General features: G+C 45.0%; 13 protein-coding genes and 1 tRNA gene. 8 read left to right on the top strand and 6 right to left on the bottom strand.

The annotated features are described in order from the left end of the window. The first annotated feature begins 66 nt into the window (after positions 1–66). Together G6047_RS02615 and G6047_RS02610 are read left to right on the top strand one after the other, a co-directional pair. Positions 67–450 (top strand): hypothetical protein, encoded by a 384-nt coding sequence (locus G6047_RS02615; protein WP_169525920.1) that lies wholly within the window; start codon positions 67–69, stop codon positions 448–450. Between the two features lie 39 nt (positions 451–489). Then, positions 490–687 carry a hypothetical protein gene (locus G6047_RS02610; RefSeq protein ID WP_169525919.1) on the top strand — a complete coding sequence of 66 codons (198 nt, stop codon included), beginning with the start codon at positions 490–492 and terminating at the stop codon, positions 685–687. 91 nt (positions 688–778) lie between these two features. Here G6047_RS02610 and G6047_RS02605 read toward each other — a convergent pair. The 3 genes from G6047_RS02605 to G6047_RS02595 all read right to left on the bottom strand — a co-directional run bounded on the left by G6047_RS02605 (position 779) and on the right by G6047_RS02595 (position 3,581). Continuing rightward, a tRNA-Tyr gene (locus G6047_RS02605) sits at positions 779–859 on the bottom strand. Between the two features lie 61 nt (positions 860–920). Further along, the gene (locus G6047_RS02600) at positions 921–2,093 is read right to left on the bottom strand and encodes a TlpA disulfide reductase family protein (RefSeq protein WP_169525918.1); all 1,173 of its coding nucleotides are present in this window, start codon (positions 2,091–2,093) and stop codon (positions 921–923) included. A gap of 84 nt (positions 2,094–2,177) precedes the next feature. Continuing rightward, positions 2,178–3,581, bottom strand: coding sequence for an MBL fold metallo-hydrolase (locus G6047_RS02595; protein WP_169525917.1), 1,404 nt, complete (start codon positions 3,579–3,581; stop codon positions 2,178–2,180). A gap of 137 nt (positions 3,582–3,718) precedes the next feature. Between G6047_RS02595 and G6047_RS02590 the strand changes: the two genes are divergently transcribed. Both G6047_RS02590 and G6047_RS02585 read left to right on the top strand, forming a co-directional pair. Further along, on the top strand, positions 3,719–4,837 hold the full coding sequence (locus tag G6047_RS02590) for a vWA domain-containing protein (protein WP_169525916.1): 1,119 nt from the start codon (positions 3,719–3,721) through the stop codon (positions 4,835–4,837). A 10-nt stretch (positions 4,838–4,847) separates the two neighbouring features. Continuing rightward, complete coding sequence (locus G6047_RS02585; RefSeq protein WP_169525915.1) at positions 4,848–6,311, top strand: AAA family ATPase; 1,464 nt, start codon at positions 4,848–4,850, stop codon at positions 6,309–6,311. Positions 6,312–6,359: 48 nt separating this feature from the next. Here the strand turns inward: G6047_RS02585 and G6047_RS02580 are convergent, their stop codons facing one another. Then, positions 6,360–6,587: a hypothetical protein gene (locus G6047_RS02580; RefSeq protein WP_169525914.1), complete on the bottom strand. Its 228-nt coding sequence runs from the start codon at positions 6,585–6,587 to the stop codon at positions 6,360–6,362. Between the two features lie 166 nt (positions 6,588–6,753). Here G6047_RS02580 and G6047_RS02575 point away from each other — a divergent pair, with 166 nt between their 5' ends. Both G6047_RS02575 and G6047_RS02570 read left to right on the top strand, forming a co-directional pair. Continuing rightward, entirely contained in the window at positions 6,754–8,718 is a 1,965-nt protein-coding gene (locus G6047_RS02575; RefSeq protein WP_169525913.1) for an endonuclease, read from the top strand. Then, entirely contained in the window at positions 8,718–9,602 is an 885-nt protein-coding gene (locus G6047_RS02570) for an aldo/keto reductase (protein WP_169525912.1), read from the top strand. The genes G6047_RS02575 and G6047_RS02570 overlap by 1 nt, the downstream gene beginning before the upstream one ends. Positions 9,603–9,611: 9 nt before the next feature. Here the strand turns inward: G6047_RS02570 and G6047_RS02565 are convergent, their stop codons facing one another. Continuing rightward, positions 9,612–11,219: a L,D-transpeptidase family protein gene (locus tag G6047_RS02565; RefSeq protein WP_169525911.1), complete on the bottom strand. Its 1,608-nt coding sequence runs from the start codon at positions 11,217–11,219 to the stop codon at positions 9,612–9,614. Between the two features lie 56 nt (positions 11,220–11,275). Beyond that, positions 11,276–12,292, bottom strand: a complete 1,017-nt coding sequence (locus tag G6047_RS02560) for an arabinan endo-1,5-alpha-L-arabinosidase (protein ID WP_169525910.1) — start codon at positions 12,290–12,292, stop codon at positions 11,276–11,278. A 126-nt stretch (positions 12,293–12,418) separates the two neighbouring features. Here G6047_RS02560 and G6047_RS02555 point away from each other — a divergent pair, with 126 nt between their 5' ends. Next, positions 12,419–13,588: a DUF3095 domain-containing protein gene (locus G6047_RS02555; protein WP_169525909.1), complete on the top strand. Its 1,170-nt coding sequence runs from the start codon at positions 12,419–12,421 to the stop codon at positions 13,586–13,588. 81 nt (positions 13,589–13,669) lie between these two features. After that, positions 13,670–17,881, top strand: a complete 4,212-nt coding sequence (locus G6047_RS02550) for a hybrid sensor histidine kinase/response regulator transcription factor (protein WP_169525908.1) — start codon at positions 13,670–13,672, stop codon at positions 17,879–17,881. Positions 17,882–17,915 lie beyond the last annotated feature (34 nt).

Below are 17,915 nucleotides of genomic sequence, written 5' to 3'. Positions count from 1 at the left end.
AAAGAGGTTTTCTAACTTTCCGGCATGCATTGAATACATTAGTTGCGAACCAAACACATGCATCTTATGATCCGATTTATTTTTTTCCTGCTGCTTCCCGTAACCCTTTTTGCACAAAAGACCAAAGAGCAGATTATCTCCCAGTTGAATGAAAATGTCAAAAAGTTCGCAGGCGATCCGGACTTCGGACAAATCGTCTTATCCCAAACCGATTTACTTTTAAAGATAGGCTATCGTATTCCGGTACTCAAAACGACTGCAGGTTTTGACAATACGCCATTTACCATTTCTACCGGGGCTGTAATGAGCGGAAAAGTCTTTTTTGAGTGTCCTATGAATTGTATTAAACGTGGAACAGCTGAGGTTTCCCGGGTGAATATTGCTTTTAAGGAGAAGGATGGGGCGGAGGAGTTTGTGCGGTTGGTTGGGGAGTTGAGGGAGGTGTTGTAGGTTCTTTCTCGCTTCGCTCGAATGTAAGATTCTTAAGGCTTGAAGGCTTGTCTCGCTTCGCTCGGTCGTTTGGAACGCGTTCCGCGTTCGCTTTTGGGCTTTCAGGTGATAGAACCACTCTTCCCACAGGATTACCGCAGCGGAGCTGCGGTGATCCTGGCACGACGTTCCGTTTACCACTCTTTAAAAACAACCATTTCTTCCCACATCAGGATTACTTCCGCTGCGCTCCAGTGATCCTGGCACCACGTTCCGTGGTGCTCAAAGAATACAAAAAGAAAAAAGCCATCAAGCGGAGCTTGTGGCTTTTTTCTTTTTGTATTCTTTGTGGGAAGAGCAGGATTCGAACCTGCGAAGGTTTCCCAACGGATTTACAGTCCGTCCTCGTTGGCCGCTTGAGTATCTTCCCTTAGCGGCTGCAAATATAACCAGACGACTATATTCTGCAAGCCGAAATCGTGATTATTGGCTTATTTTTTTTGAACCGGCATCGGTGCTCCGGGCATTGGGCCGCTAACTGGCGCAGGGCTAAGTGCTTGCTGCAATTTGCTGCGAAGTTCTTCTCCGTGCACATCTTTTGCAATCACCACTCCGCTTTGGTTCAAGACAAACATTTGCGGGATAGATTCTACACTGTATGTTTTCGCGATTGGATCTTCCCATTCTTTAAGGTTAGAAACCTGTGTCCATACAAGGCCATCTTTGGCGATGGCTTCTTTCCACTTATCGGCTTGTCCCGGTTTATCCAAAGAAACACCAATAATGTTGAGCCCTTTGTCGTGGAATTCGTTGTAAAGCGCAACCATTTCCGGATTTGCCTTGCGACAAGGGCCACACCACGATGCCCAGAAATCGATGATTGTAATTTTACCCAAAGATTCTTTAAGTGAAACGGTTTTTCCTTCCGGAGTCTGGGCCGAGAAATCCGGAGCCAGTTTACCGACGCTGATTTTCTTGGCTTCGGCAAGTCGTTTTCCAAGGGATTTTCCTTCGGTAGATTCCTTTACTTTAGGGTCGAGGCCGTTGTAAAGTGCTTCCACTTCAGCCAAATCACCCTGCATGCCGTACATTCTGTTCTTGATCAGCAATAAAGCGACATAGGTGTTTGAATTGGACTTGATGAAATTCACCGCTTTGTCGTCCATCTTTTTGCGGATGGCCATGAATTGCTTGCGAAGACCGTTCATGATTACCGTGTCCTGTGTTTTCTGGGCTTCCATTACCTTTTGCTGGTTGGCTTTCTGGAATTCCATGGCTTCTTTCTGGATTGGGTCGATAAGTTTCGTGAATTCGGTCATCTTATCGTTATTGATCGTACCACGCGCATTGATGCTGGTAAGACTGTCTTTGTTTATTTTAAGATCGATCGAACCACCTTCTCCAATGAAATACGATTTCCCCTGAAGCGACTCGATCCGCACGGCATACAACCTCGGTTCTTTTACTTCTCCGTCGAATTTGAAACTTCCGTTTTCAATTTTGGCCGTATCTATCGTTTTTGGTCCGATAGAATCGTCCTGGACTTCAAGGAATACTTTTTTTCCGTCGAATCCTTTGATGTTTCCGTTGATGGTGAATTCGTTTTCCCCTTTGCAGGAAACCAATAGCGCTGGAATCGCCAACGCCAATAATGCTTTTTTCATATGTTTTTGTTATGTCGGGTGCAAATTTATCCAAAATAAAACCGTCAACGGTAAATTGACGGCTTAAAATTTTGTTACAGAGGTTTATTTCAGTTCAGAGGCACATTGGAACTTGGTCAGCGGCACATTCGTCTGGCGTATTCCGGCCATTCCTTTTTCCACGTTGATCAGGTTGTGTATGCCGCGCGCCTTTAAAATAGAAGCCATGATAACCGAACGATAGCCGCCCGCACAATGAATGTAAAATGTCTCTTCGGGTAATTTATCAAATTCAGAATTGACCGTATCAAGCGGGAAGTTCGAAGCGCCTTCGACATGTTCGGCTTCAAATTCTCCGGGTTTGCGTGCATCGATTACAGGTTTTGTATCGGCAGAGGCAAATTCCTCCGGTGAAATACTCTCAATATGATCTGTCTCAAATCCGGCTTCCTGCCAGGCATCCAATCCGCCATCGAGGAATCCGAGTACATGGTCGAAACCGACGCGTGCCAATCTTGTAATAGCCTCTTCTTCTTTTCCTTCTGCCGTAATCAATAAAATCGGCTGGTCCACATTCATGAGCAACGCACCGACCCAGGGAGCGAATTGGCCTTGAAGCCCAATGAAAATAGAACCCGGAATATGATTTTTGACAAATTCAGATTCGTGTCGTACATCTAAAACTACAGCATCTGACGAATCTGCCATTTCTTTGAATTTCTGTGCCGACAAGGCTTTCTTACCGGTTTCCAGAACCGTATCGAGGCTCTGATACCCTTTGCTGTTCAGGGCGACATTCTGAGGGAAATAAGCCGGCGGAGCGCCAAGTCCGTCCAATAATTCTTTGATGAATTCGTCTTTGCCCATGTCGCTTCTTAGGGCGTAATTGTTTTTTTTCTGGTTTCCCAGTGTATCCGTCGTTTCCTTGGACATATTCTTACCACAGGCACTTCCGGCGCCGTGGCTGGGAAAGACGATGATGTCATCTGGCAAAGGCATGATTCTGTTCCGAAGTGAATCGAAAAGCATTCCGGCCAGTTTTTCCGTAGTCAGGTCTTCGGTTGCCTTTTGAGCCAGATCTGGCCGTCCGACATCACCTATAAATAAGGTATCGCCAGTTATGATTCCGTAGGGTTGGTCGTTTTCATCAAGTAATAAATAGGTAGTGCTTTCCAAAGTGTGACCTGGCGTATGTAAAGCCTTTATCGTGTAAGCCCCAACTTTGAATTCTTCGTTGTCCGATGCGATATGTGCCGTGAATTCTGGTTTTGCAGTAGGCCCGTAAACTATTTCGGCACCTGTTTTTTGGGCCAGATCCAAATGCCCGGAGACAAAATCGGCGTGGAAATGGGTCTCGAAGATATATTTGATTTTGGCATTGTCCTGATTCGCACGGTCTATATAAGGTTGTACTTCGCGAAGCGGATCAAAAATCGCGGCTTCACCATTGCTTTCCAGATAGTACGCAGCCTGAGCGATGCATCCGGTATATATTTGTTGGATTTTCATAAGAAGATGGAAATATGCCTTGCGGCTTTTCGGGCATAAATTTACGGATTTACGTCAATTGGAAGCGTCCATATTTAACGTAAAATTATAATCGGGCCTGATTCTGAAATTGACAAAACGCAGTACATTTATCTGCTATGCCCAAACAATCCCGAAACGGTTTCTTTTTCCGGAGTTATTCGGCTCCCGATCAAACCCCATTTGAAAAACTATTCGAAATTTTCAACGAGCTCATCACGCATACGTCCGGTGATCTCGATGAAGCCCTCGATTGGCTCAAACAGCTCGATGAAGAATATGGACTTACAACGCCCGATTATTCGCTCGATGATTTTGTTGAAGATTTAAAGCGCAAAGGTTATCTGCGCGAAGAAATCAACCCAGATGGAAACGCAGGTTTGGCCCTCACTGCCAAAGCCGAACAAGCCATCCGCAAACAGGCACTCGACCAAATCTTCGGCAACCTGCAAAAAAGCGGACGTGGCCAGCACCGGACAAAGTTTCCGGGAAGCGGAGACGAACATACGGGTGAATTCCGCGAATATCGTTTTGGCGACAGTCTCGAAAGGATTTCATTGACCGAAAGTCTCAGGAACGCGCAGGTTCACAATGGTGTCGATGAATTCATGCTGCACGAAGACGATCTGGTAGTCGAAGAATCTGTTTTCAAGGCACAAATGAGCACGGTTCTCATGATAGACATCAGCCACAGCATGATTCTTTACGGTGAAGACAGAATTACGCCGGCCAAAAAAGTCGCGATGGCATTGTCGGAACTCATCATTACAAGATATCCGAAAGATACACTCGACATTATTGTTTTCGGGAACGATGCGTGGCCAATTCCAATGAAGGAGCTTCCATATCTGCAAGTCGGACCCTATCACACGAATACAGTCGCAGGTCTTCAATTGGCGATGGACATATTGAGAAGAAAGCGAAATACCAACAAGCAGATTTTCATGATCACCGACGGTAAACCGAGTTGCATCCGCGAAAGCGACGGTACCTATTATATGAACAGCAATGGCCTTGATCCGTACATTACTGAAAAATGTTACACACAGGCAGCCCAGGCAAGAAAGCTCCATATCCCGATTACGACCTTTATGATTGCAACTGACCCGTATCTGCAACGATTCGTCACCAATTTTACCGAGGCAAATCAAGGGAAAGCATTCTACACCGGGCTTCAGGGATTGGGCGAAATGATTTTTGAAGATTACGAAACGAACAGAAAAAAACGCTTACGCTAAAGAATTTAAAATGGATTATCAAAACATAAAAACATTCGGTCAACTCAAAGCTTCGGGTTATGTGCCGAAAAAAATCAAAGATGAATTGCGCGAAAACCTGATCCAAAAGATTCGATCGGGGCAAGCGGCGTTCGAAGGCATCCACGGATTTGAAAACACGGTCATTCCGGAACTCGAACGCGCGATTCTTTCAAGGCACAACATTAATTTGTTGGGTCTTCGGGGTCAGGCTAAGACAAGACTTGCCCGTTTAATGGTGAAACTGCTTGACGAATTCATACCTTATATAGAAGGATCTGAAATCAATGATGATCCGTTCAGCCCGATTTCGAGATTCGGACGCGACGCGATTGCAGAACTCGGTGACAATACGCCGATTGCCTGGCTTCACAGAGACGACAGGTTCTTTGAAAAACTCGCCACGCCAGATGTTACCGTTGCCGATTTGATCGGTGATGTCGACCCGATAAAAGCGGCAAACCTCAAATTATCATATGCAGATGAAAGAGTTTTACATTTCGGGATGATTCCGCGTGCGAACCGATGTATTTTCGTCATCAACGAACTTCCGGATTTACAGGCCCGCATACAGGTCGCACTATTTAATATATTGCAGGAAGGAGATATTCAGATTCGTGGGTTCAAACTCAGATTGCCTCTTGACATCAACTTTATCTTTACGGCAAACCCGGAAGATTATACCAATCGCGGCAGTATCGTGACGCCTTTGAAAGACCGCATCGGTTCACAGATATTGACGCATTATCCCGAAGATATCGAAACCGCAAGACGCATCACGGAACAGGAAGCCAGGTTCGATTCACGTCCGCAGGAAGCCGTTTATGTACCGTCGGTTGCGCGTGATTTATTGGAACAATTGGCTTTTGAAGCGCGTGAAAGTGAATTCATCGATCCTAAAAGTGGCGTCAGTGCACGTATGAGCATCACGGCTTTCCAGAATTTATTGAGTACTGCCGAAAGACGGGCGTTGCTTGAAGGTAAAGATACCACCACAGTCCGTCTCATGGATTTTATGGGCGTGATTCCTGCGGTTACCGGAAAAGTCGAGTTGGTTTACGAAGGTGAGCAGGAAGGTGCTGCGTTTGTAGCCCAACGATTGATTGACGACGCGGTGAAAACCATATTTTCCGATTACTTTCCTCGTGTGGATAAACTTGAAAAACAAGGAAAACCCGGGGCGTTCCAGGAAGTCACCGATTGGTTTTTGTCTGAATCCGGCGTGAGTATTCCGGATGATGCACCGGATGCCGACTATAAAAAAGCACTTGATTCAATAACTCCGCTGGCCGGATTGATTGAAAAATTCGTTCCGGATTTGGTTGCCGAGGATCGCTATTTCTGGATGGAATTATTGCTATGGGGCCTGGTTTCTCACAATAAGATAAGCCGTGACCGTGTCAAAAGCGGTTTGGAATTCAAAGATAATCTAGGAAGTTATATTGACCGGTTATAAAAAAAGGCACCTGAATAAGGTGCCTTTTTAGTGGTTAGGAATTAATCGTCAGGCTGTTGCCCTTATGCAATGTTCCAATTTCGATTTCGCATCTTCGAGTTCGTTTGCCGTAATGCGGATGTCCAGAATCAACTGTCTTTGGTCGCTCTTCAAATCGGCATTATCCGAATCCGAAACTAAATTATTTTTGACCGACTGCAATTGATTTTCAAGTTCACGCAACATAGCATTCAAACGTTTGACATGCGATTCGAATTCCTCACAAGCTGAATCCATTTTTTTGTTTTTTGGGTTAGGGGCGACTAATATATTGATATTTAAAGTATTGTGCAATCCCTATTTTCAGGTATTTTTTATTCCCGTCAGACTTTTCTGATGCTAATTTCTTAACACGTTTACACGTCCCATATTTGTACCTTTCGCCGAATCAAAAATTGCCCTCATGATCAAAAAAATAATATGTGTTCTGAGTTTATTGTGGTTTATTACTGCTAATTCACAGGTAGTTATTTCAGAATTGGATACAGATACGCCCGGAACCGATGACATGGAATTCGTGGAACTCAAGACCGATGTACCTAACTTTTCTCTCGATGGTTATGTGCTGGTTTTCTTCAATGGATCGGCCACGGCGTCCGATGCCAACAAAAGTTATTACGTCATAGATCTTGACGGATTGCAGTCGGACATCAACGGAAACCTGCTTTTGGGCAGCGCGAATGTGTCACCTGTTCCAGCTTATATTTTACCGAACAGCGTCATCCAGAACGGAGCAGATGGCATCGGTTTGTATCTCGGAAATGCATCCGATTTCCCTGATGAAACACTCGCTACCCAAACCAATCTCGTCGATGCGCTTGTCTACGGTACTTCAGATCCCGATGCGACAGCTTTGATGGCTTTGCTCGGCGTCAGTTCGCAAATCGATGAAAACCTCAATTCACTCGGCACGACACAATCGATACAACGCAAAACTGATGGGACTTATGAAGTGAAAGCCCCGACGCCCGGCGTCAATAACGACGGCAGCGGCTTTGATTTCAACGGGTTGCTTATAACTACTTCGGCAGCTGAATTCAACGAAGGCCAATCGTTCACAATCACCTTTACTTTGGAAACGGCAAGCCTGAGCAACCTTACGATTGATTTTTCACTTGAAAACGGAACATTCAACGATTCTGATTTTACCGGAGACACGTCAGTTACGATTCCTGCCGGCCAGCTTTCCGCAGTCGTCACCATACAATTAGTCGATGACAATCTTGACGAAGGTGATGAAGTCCTCAAGATTCATGTAAGCGATTTGCCTTTCGGGTATATCCGGCTCAACGACAATATAGAGCGTTATGTGATCGACAACGATTTTACCGTATCTGCCTGGGGAACGCCCTTGAACCCGACCTATGGAATCGTTTCCTCTACGGCACCCGCAGGATATTACGACAGTCTCGAAGGAAAATCCGGAGATCAGCTTAAACAAGCCATGCAGGACATCATTGCCGATCCGTCCGTCGTCCATGCCCAGAATTACGGCGATATCGAATTCATGCTCAAAGAAGCCGACCAGAACCCGCTCAACAGCAACCAGGTCTGGCTCATGTATGTGGAGCAGGGAAGAGGCAAATACAAATTCCAGTCTACAGCGAGTAACACAGGGTCGTGGAACCGCGAACATATTTTTCCGCAGTCGCGCGGTGGTTTTACAGATGGAACCGATTCCGTTGCTGATGGAATAGACATTTGGCAAACCACGAATGCAGATGACATCGATGCAGGCCACGGTGACGGCCACCACATCCGCGCCGAAGATGGACCTGAGAATTCCTCTCGCAACAACCGCGATTATGGAGAAGATTACAACGGTCCGGCCGGAAACCAGGGTAGCTGGCATGGAGATGTGGCCCGAAGCCTTTTCTACATGGCGGTAAGATACAATGCATTGAGCCTTGTCACCGGAAATCCGGCCGATACTACGTTGCATCAAATGGGCGACCTGACCTATTTATTGGATTGGAACCACAGCGATCCGTCCGATGATTTTGAAATGCACCGCAACAATGTGATTTATGTGTGGCAGAAAAACCGCAATCCATTCATCGATCATCCCGAGTTAGCCGATTATATCTGGGGCATCCATGCAGGTGAAGCCTGGTTTTCGAATCTGTCTGCGCCGGAAGTTACGCGCAATAAGATTGTGCTGTATCCGAATCCGTCAAATGGCAATATCTCTGTTTATGGGATTCAGGATGGAACGATTGAAATCTTTGATATGACTGGTTCCAAACTGTTGGAGAAATCTCTGGATTCGACCGACAATTCTATATCAATGCAGCTTTCATCTGGAATCTATCTGGCAAAAATTTCATCTGGCGGAATTTCCCAAACCCAAAAACTCATCATCCGCTGATGCAATTCCGGACGCTTGGAAATTCGGGATTGTCAGTCAGTGAAGTGGGGTTTGGCTGTATGTCGCTTAAGCCGGATAATGCCGAAGCATCCTACCTGATTTCAAAAGCAATAGATTCCGGCATCACTATTTTCGATACGGCAGATTTGTACGACAAAGGCGGGAATGAAATCCTGGTCGGGAAAGCGGTTAAAGGAAAGAGGAACGATGTCATCATTTCTTCCAAAGTTGGCAATCAATGGCGGAATGACGGAAGCGGTTGGGATTGGAATCCGACAAAAAGCTACATCCTAAAAGCTATCGATGCCAGTTTGAAACGGCTCCATACAGATTATCTCGACTTGTATTTATTGCACGGCGGCACCATCGATGATCCAATCGATGAAACCATCGAAGCGTTTGAAATCCTCAAAACATCGGGCAAAATAAAGGCATACGGTATTTCATCGATCCGGCCGAATGTGGTACGTGAGTATGTGGAAAGATCTAATATTTCTGCCGTGATGACACAATTCAGCCTGCTCGACAGAAGACCGGAAGAAGACATCCTGCAGCTGCTCGAATCAAAAAATATTGGTGTTTTGGCCAGGGGAAGCGTTGCCGGCGGATTGCTTGCCGATAAGGAACCAAAGCCATATCTCGATTGGTCGGAGATTGAAATTGCCGATATGATTTCGCGGTTTAAATCAGAAACCCAAACCCCGTCTGAAACCGCAATCCGTTGGGTTTTGGCTCACAAAGCGGTGTCGTGCGCGATGGTCGGCATCCGGACGGAAAACCAACTTATGGATGCGATGGCATCGGCCGGAAGTAAGATTAATCAATCTGAAATCAATAGACTGTCAGATTTATTCCCACCCAAATACTACAAAGACCACCGATAAATAGTTTGCTTATTCTTTGAGCAACGTGACCATATCGGCATCGCGGTCATAGATGTCGCGGCGGAAATTCAGGTTTCCATCTGTATCCACAAAGGCCGTGAAATAACCAATATACACCGGAATTTGTTTTTTGAGCGTCACCCATTGTTCCTTTCCTTTGTGCATGGCGGCATCGATTTTCGCTGAATTCCAAGATTTATCACTCTTTAATATGCGTTGGGCCAGTTCCTTTGGTTCTGCAACGCGAATACAGCCGTGGCTGAACGAACGCTGGTCTTGGTTAAATAATGATTTGGCAGGCGTGTCATGCAGGTAAATATTATTAGAGTTCGGGAACAGGAATTTCACCAGGCCGAGGGAATTTTTAGGGCCTGGTTTCTGGCGGTAAATACCATTGACCTTTTCCATATTGTGGGACGCGAGGTAATTCGGGTTTTGGGCAATTCCGGGCAGGATTTCCTTCTTGACTATGCTGTTCGGGATGTTCCAATACGGACTGAATACGATGAATTTCATGAGGCCGCTGAAAATTACCGTCTGGTTCATGGTTTTGCCAACGACTACGTTGCAGCCCCAGGTTTCCTTGTCGTTCTCATAATAATGCAAACGGTATTCGGGAATGTTGATGAGCAGGAATTCGTCCGGATGTTTGTCTTGTGGAATCCATCGGAAACGCTCCATGTTGATTTCAATCTGATCTATTCTTTTGGAAATCGGTACGTTAAGCTCGGCAATCATTTCTGCCGTGATGAGCGAATCGTCCTTGAGGCCGTGGGTCTTTTTGAATTTGTTCACGGCAGTTGCCAGGTCTTTGTCAAAAGTGGTTCCGGCCGTGTCTATTTTATATCCCAATTCGGTCAGCCGGATGCGGATTGAAGCGATTGTAGCCGATGTGTCGTTTACTTTAAATGTCTTCTTACCCAAATCAGGAACAATCGTTTCGCTTCCTTTTTTAGCGAGTTCCTTATATTCCCAAAGTGCTTTTTTGAGACCGAGATATTGCGGTACTACAGCTTCTTTCTCCGTATCCCTGAAATTCCCGTGTTGGAGGTTTTTGAGCAAAAGGTCTGAATACGACAGCTTTTTTACAGGCAAATACCAGCCTTTTACTTTGTCTGATTTATCACCGCCCCATGAATTTTTGGCGTAGAAGAAATATTCGCCCGTGAGCATCAGTTCGGTGTGGATGTCCGGTTTTTCTTTGGTTTTGTTGTTTTTGCTGTCGGAATCGTCGTAGTTGACAAGTTCGAGGAATTCATCCCGATACGGAATTTTGATGTAAAGCCCGTCTTTATCTTCATGCGTCAGGTACCCGGCCAACAGATCGGCGAATTCAATCATCCCTTTCGTATCATACCAGGCGTATTTATACTGGTTTGTTTTGTAGAATGCTTTGAAATCAGACTCAAATTCCTTGAATTCGGGGCGTTCTGCAAGGAATTTGTTTATTTCTGTACTGTCCATCGGAACAGGTTCGAAAACAGCTTTAGGTTCAGCAACGATTTTTTTAGGTTCCGATGACTTTTCTTTCGATTGACATCCGATACTTAAAACCAGAAGTAAGAGTATGCAAATCGTCTTTATTGAATTTACTGTAATCGGTTGCTTGATAGTCATTTGAAAGCAGTTTGGTTCTGCCGATAAATATAATGCAGATTTTACTACAAATGATTCTATTTCAAATCAACAATCGGCCAACCCGTAGCATCCCATTTCAATTCGGTCACGATCAGTTTTGAAACCCCTTGGTCCGGGATCGAATAGCCGTGGGCGACAAAGTATTCCTTTGCGTCAATCTTGTAGACGGAGTTGTGTCCGAGGGCTGCATACCTGACACCGTCGCCAATGGCAATATCGGTTCCGTTACCATCCATCATCGAAAATCCAGCCTTGTCCAGGTAAGGTCCGGTAACTGATTTGGATCGTCCAACAACAACATGATAATTACTGTTGACTCCACGGCAACACATATCGAAAGAGGCGAACAGATAGTAATAATCGCCGTGTTTATAAACAAAAGCACCCTCGATCTGGCTGTCTTCGAGGCCGTAATTATATAGTTTTTGGGTCGATGGCCGACGCGCTATGGTGTGCCATTCTTCGGGATGTTTGAATTTCATGAGATCGTCCGTCATCCTGACCGCTTTGATGCCGTCCCAGAACGATCCGAAGATGAACCAGGGCGTTCCGTTTTCGTCAACGATGATATTCGGGTCGATTGCCTGCCACAAATCGCGTCCTAAAACAGACTGGACTATTTTACCGTGATCTGTCCATTTGTATCTAGGGCTTTTCGGGTCCAGTGTTGGTGTTGAAGCATGGCCGATAGCCGCATCTGGCTTTCCGGGAGTAGCGTTACAGGCATAGAAAATATGATAGTTGCCTTTGTAGAAAATAATGTCCGGCGCCCAGATATCACCTTTAAAATTCGGTAGTGCCTGTAATACCCAATCGGGTAATTTGTCGAAAACGGGTTTGCCTTTTTCCCAGGTTTTCAGATCTTTTGAAGACAAGGTACTTATTCCGGTGCCTGTCCCGAAAACATAATACGTATCGCCTTCTTTGGCCATGACCGGATCGTGTACCTGCGGGCTTTTTGGGTTGAAAGGTAAAGTCGGCGGCTGGTTGTTTTCCTGGCAAATCGCAGACTGAAAGCAAATGAGCAACAAAGCAAAAGTTATAGATCGCATTTTATAAATGTTTTAAATACACTTATGCAATGTAAAAATTATATCGATATAGTCCGAGGCTTTTTTAATCTGTATGTAATCAAAATCAATAGTTATGGCTACTTTTAATTTCCTAAAAACCAAAAATTGACACAGCATTCCAACGATACTTTCTATTCGGAACTTCCGTCGCACAAAATTCCGTTGCCTGATTTTATTGTGAATGATGGCCTGTTTACAGCGGTTCCGGATGACTGGCAAATCGTCATCACGGATATTGTCGGATCGACCAATTCGGTTTTGGAAGGAATGCATCAGCAAGTCAACCTCATCGCAACCGGAAGCATTGTGGCAGTCCTCAACATTGCGTTCGCGAATGAAATCTCCATTCCGTTTTTCTTTGGAGGCGATGGGGCGACATTTCTCATTCCTTCTTCGCTGTTAGACGAGACCATGAAAGCGCTGGCCATTTACCGTTCGAATACTTTTGCCAATTTCAATCTGGAGCTGCGTACCGGAGTCGTTTCGGTATCGGATGTCTACAAAGCCGGACATCGAATAAAAATCGCCCGGTTCAAAAGCTCGGCGACATTCATCATCCCGATTGTACTTGAAAACGGCCTGGCTTACGCCGAAAGCATCGTCAAAGGCGAAAATTACCTGTTTCCGGACATGCGTTCGAATGGAGAACCGCTGAATCTTGACGGAATGCAGTGCCGATGGGATAAAATCGGGCCGCCCCAAAACAAAGAAGAAATAGTGACTTTACTAGTCGTTGCGCGCGAAAACGGAACTCAGGCTGTTGTCTTTAAAAAAGTACTTGAAAAACTCGATTCGCTTTACGGATCACACGCCACAAGGCAACCAATTTCTGTCGATCGGTTAAAATTCCAGAGTACCTTCATGCGCATCGGGAACGAAATGCGGCTCCGGTTCGGCAAAATCAAATGGATCGCATTGATCCGTTCGTGGTTTTTTTCGCTTTATGTGAAATTCTATTTTACTACTAACAAGGGGCAGGATTATCTCAAGAGCCTTGTCGAAATGTCCGATACACTGGTCATCGACGGAAAAATCAATACGGTTATTTCCGGAAATGCCAGCCAGCGCCGCGAATTGGAAAAGCTGCTCGGCCAAATGGAAGCTGAACATCAGATTTTCTACGGATGGCATATCAGCAATGCCTCGATCATGTCCTGTTACGTGCGCGACCAAAAGGACGGGCATATCCATTTTGTGGATGGATCTGAAGGCGGATATACCAAAGCGGCCCAAATGCTCAAGCAAAAAATAAGGATTGCCGCACAAATAAGTTGACGCAATCTTTTAGAACAATTGTTTCGTACATTTGGTAACTGCCCATTTCAATCGATATTGCTGCTGAAAGGGATGCTTGCTATGAATTTCCAAATTTCCTCAACACCTCAAAAAAAAACGGGATATCTGCATCTGCTGATCCTGCTTTTATGTGTCATTAGTTGTCTGTATTCATGCAAAGATGATAAACGGGCACTTGCTTCTGCAGAAACACGCAAACCAACATCGGAACAACCTTCAAAAAGCTCCGACCTCAAATATTCGGTTGAGCAGCTTGACAACACCAAAGGGCTTTCAAACAGTTCGGTAAACTGTATTTTCCAGGATTCCCAAAACCTAATCTGGATTGGCACCTGGGACGGACTTAACCGCTACGACGGAAACAACTTCAAGATATTCAGGTCTGAACAGGCCGACGGACATTCACTGAGCAACCAGGTGGTCCTGAAAGTAGGCGAAGACAAAAACGGACGTATCTGGATTCTGACCATGCACGGTATCAATAGATACGATAAGGCAACCGATTCGGTAACGCAATATTATTTTTCGAGAAAGAACAAGCCGCCGCTGTCCGAGTCTGAATTCAATCTGGCGCTAAATGCTTCCAAAGAGGTATTTTGTGCCGTCAAGGAATGGGGAATAGGGTATTTCGACGGAAAGGAATTCCGCAATCTTTCCGGTCAGGATAACTTTAAGCAAAGTGTCCGTAAGATGGATTTTTCGGGTTCCGACGATTTACTGCTTTTGTCTGAAAACGGAGAATTGCATGCGCTCAGAATCTCCGGCGAACCAAATGGCAAAAAGGCTGTAGCTTCCAATGCATTGCTGTTTAAGGATGTAAGGACGTTTGATGTATTGCCGGATGGTAGCATCTGTATCGTTTTTACAAATGGCCAGGGGATTTTGTCCGATGCCTTAGGGAAACAAATTCAACCTGTTTCAGAACAACATTTGGATAATATCATCGGCCACACGGCTGATGGAATCGTGGTTTCGGGAAAATCAGGCTATTCACAGATTGATTTCAACGGACAGGCTATGTCTTCCTTGTGGATGCGCCATCTTAAAAGCCAAAAGGTAATGACGCTCATCCAGGGCAGCGAAAACATCATCTGGACAGGAACAGACGGAGACGGCGTGTTCAAATTATTTCCAATCAAAAAGTCGTTCAACCTTATTTCAAAAAACCAGATACCGGAACTCGACGGCGCCATTGTGAGGTCGTTCCTTGAAACTGACGGCCATACATTTTTACTCGGTACAAAAGGCAAGGGATTGTTTAGGCTCAACGGGGATTTTTACCTGAATCCGGACAAACCGTTATCATACCAGAATTTCACCGAAAGCAACAGCCCGCTCAATAACGCCGTATTTTCGTTATGCAAAGGCAGGGATAATCTGGTGTTCATCGGTACCGATGGCGAAGGGATTTCGGTTTACGACCAGAAGCAGTCAAGAATTATCGGCTGGAATGAAATTGCCGGAAGCCAGTCTGCGGAAGCGTTCAAATCTGTATACGCCATATATGAGGATAAAGACGGTTTGTTGTGGTTGGGAACGAACGGTTACGGAATAATCAGTTGTCACATTGGACGTAAAGGCAACGGTCTTGAAATCAATAGGGTAAAAAGATATAAAGCGGGTGGCGGAAGTGAATTGAGCAGCAACATCGTTTTTTCCATCATTCCCAAAAATGACGATGAACTTTGGATAGGGACGAGGCTTGGCGGACTTAATCTGCTGAATAAAAAATCGGGGAAATTCAACAGTTACAAGAACATTCCCGGTAATGATAAAAGCTTGTCGAGCAATGATATTTTGTGTTTGCTCACCGATGAAAAGAACCAGCTTTGGATTGGCACGAGTTACGGACTGAACAAGCTCGAAACGCTGAATCCGGACGGTTCGGCTGTTTTTAAGAGTTATACGGTCGCCGACGGATTGCCAAATAACACCATCCACGGAATCGTTTCGGACAAAGGCAATCTTTGGGTCAGCACCAATTTTGGGCTGTCGAATTTCCAATCAGGCAAGTTCATCAATTATTCGCGGAACGAAGGTCTGCAGAACAATGAATTCGCCGACGGGGCATTTTACAACGATAATGAATCGGGCTATATTTTTATGGGCGGAATCAAAGGGTTCAATTATTTCCTTCCGCAGAAAATCAAGGAATCCCAGCTTATCCCGGACTTGCTCATCGATAAAATCAGCGGACAGAACCAGGCGGTTCCGTATTATCAGGGACTTGTGATTGCTCCCGATTCGAAGGATTTTCCGTCTATCGTCCTTAAACACAACCAGAACTTTTTTGACATCCAATTGTCGGCTCTTACGTATACGAACAATGAAAAGTGCCAATATGCATACCAGCTCGAAGGCTTCGATAAAGGCTGGAATAAGATAGATAACCGCAAAATAATTTCGTTTACCAATGTCCCGCCGGGCAGTTATTCGCTTTATGTAAAATGGTCGAACAGCGACGGCGTATGGACAAAACCGGTTCGTTCGATCGACCTGCGCATCAAGCCGGTTTGGTGGCAATCGACCGTAGCGTATCTGATCTACCTGATTCTGGGTGTGGGTTTTATCCTGTTCGTCCGAAGTTATTATTTAAAACGCCAATCGCTCAAACAGAATATCCTGATTCGCCAAAATGAAGAAGTATTGCACGAAAACCGTCTGGCTTTCTTTACCAATATCGCCCATGAATTCCTGACTCCGCTTACACTGATTGTTGGCCCGATCCAGAAATTATCGGAAGCCGGCCATTTAAACGAGCGCAACCAGAAATTCGTCCACATGATCCAGCGCAATGCCTCGCGTTTGTTGTTCCTTACCCAGCAACTGCTCGAATTCCGAAAAGCCGAACACGATTACCTTGAAGTTACCGTAAAGCAATTCGATCTGGTCAGCCTGACGGAACAAATCGCGGAACTCTTTGATGACTGGGCTTTGGAAAAACGGATCGATTATGCGCTTGAAGTGCCGGCGTCTTTACAAGGTTGGTTCGATAAGGATAAGCTGGAAAAGATTGTGTTCAATTTAATGTCGAATGCCTTTAAGTATACACCTTCGGGTGGCACCATCCGGATTAAATTCACGATTGAGGAACGGGAACACAATCACTTGAACATTACTATTTCAAATACCGGAAAAGGAATTCCGAAGGAGAAGCTGGAATCTTTATTCGACCGGTTTTTCCTGTCGGATACCAACCAGACTTCAGATACCGAAATGTTCCGTACGGGAATCGGCCTTGCCTACATCAAAAAACTCGTCACGGTTTTGAGAGGTGACATAGAAGTTTCGAGTATTCCGGATCAACTGACCACGTTTACCGTGCTGATTCCGTGTGATAAAGCATCGTTCTCAGAAAAAGAAATCGACCTGGGCACATCGCCTGTATTGATTTCCCAACACCTCAAAAACATTCTTGAGGAACGAGAAGAAGAAGTACAGGATATACCGGCGCGTATCCTGGCTTTGGAGCAGATCGAAGACCAACGCAAAAAGGTATTGGTAGTTGAAGACGAAAAGGAAATACACGGTTTCCTCAATGATCTTTTAGGAGAAAAATACGCGCTTACAGCTGCTTACAACGGAATGGAAGCTCTTGAAATGGTCGAAAAAGAAGTTCCGGATCTTATCATCAGCGACGTCATGATGCCGGTGATGGATGGAGTGGAACTGTGCAGGCAAATCAAGACCGACATACGCACGTGCCATATTCCTTTTATCATGCTAACCGCAAAAGATTCGGTGATACACAGAATTGAAGGCCTTGAAAGCGGAGCCAATTCCTACATACCAAAACCGTTCTACCCGGACCATCTGCTTGTCCGTATCCAGAAACTGCTTGAGGAAAAAGAATTGATACTGCAGCATTTTACACAGGATTCGATTCCGGATAGCGTATCGGCCTTGCCCGTGAACAATGAAGAAAAAGATTTTATAAAACTTGTCATCAATCTGATTCGGAAGAATATCGACAATGAAAACCTCCAAAGTGCTTATATCGAAAAAGAACTCGGGATCAGCAATTCGCAATTGTACCGGAAAACGAAACAATTGTTCGGTATTTCACCAGGAGATTTGATCCGGACAGTTCGTCTCAAATTCGCAGCTGAACTATTGCGGAAAAATGTACTTACGGTGTCTGAAGTATGCTATAAATCCGGTTTCAACAATAGATCTTATTTCTACAGGGAATTCAAAAAGATGTATCAGACCACTCCGAAAAATTATCAGCTGCATTATAAAAACCGCAGCCTTTCTTTTTCAAATAACTGATAAACAATGTGTTTGCTAGTGGTGTACACTTTTG

The sequence above is a fragment of the Flavobacterium silvaticum genome, from assembly GCF_012911565.1.
In the GTDB taxonomy this organism is placed as follows: Bacteria; Bacteroidota; Bacteroidia; order Flavobacteriales; family Flavobacteriaceae; genus Flavobacterium; species Flavobacterium silvaticum.
The sequence above is the reverse complement of the archived record's forward strand: the minus strand, read 5'-3'. Positions and strand labels throughout refer to the sequence as shown.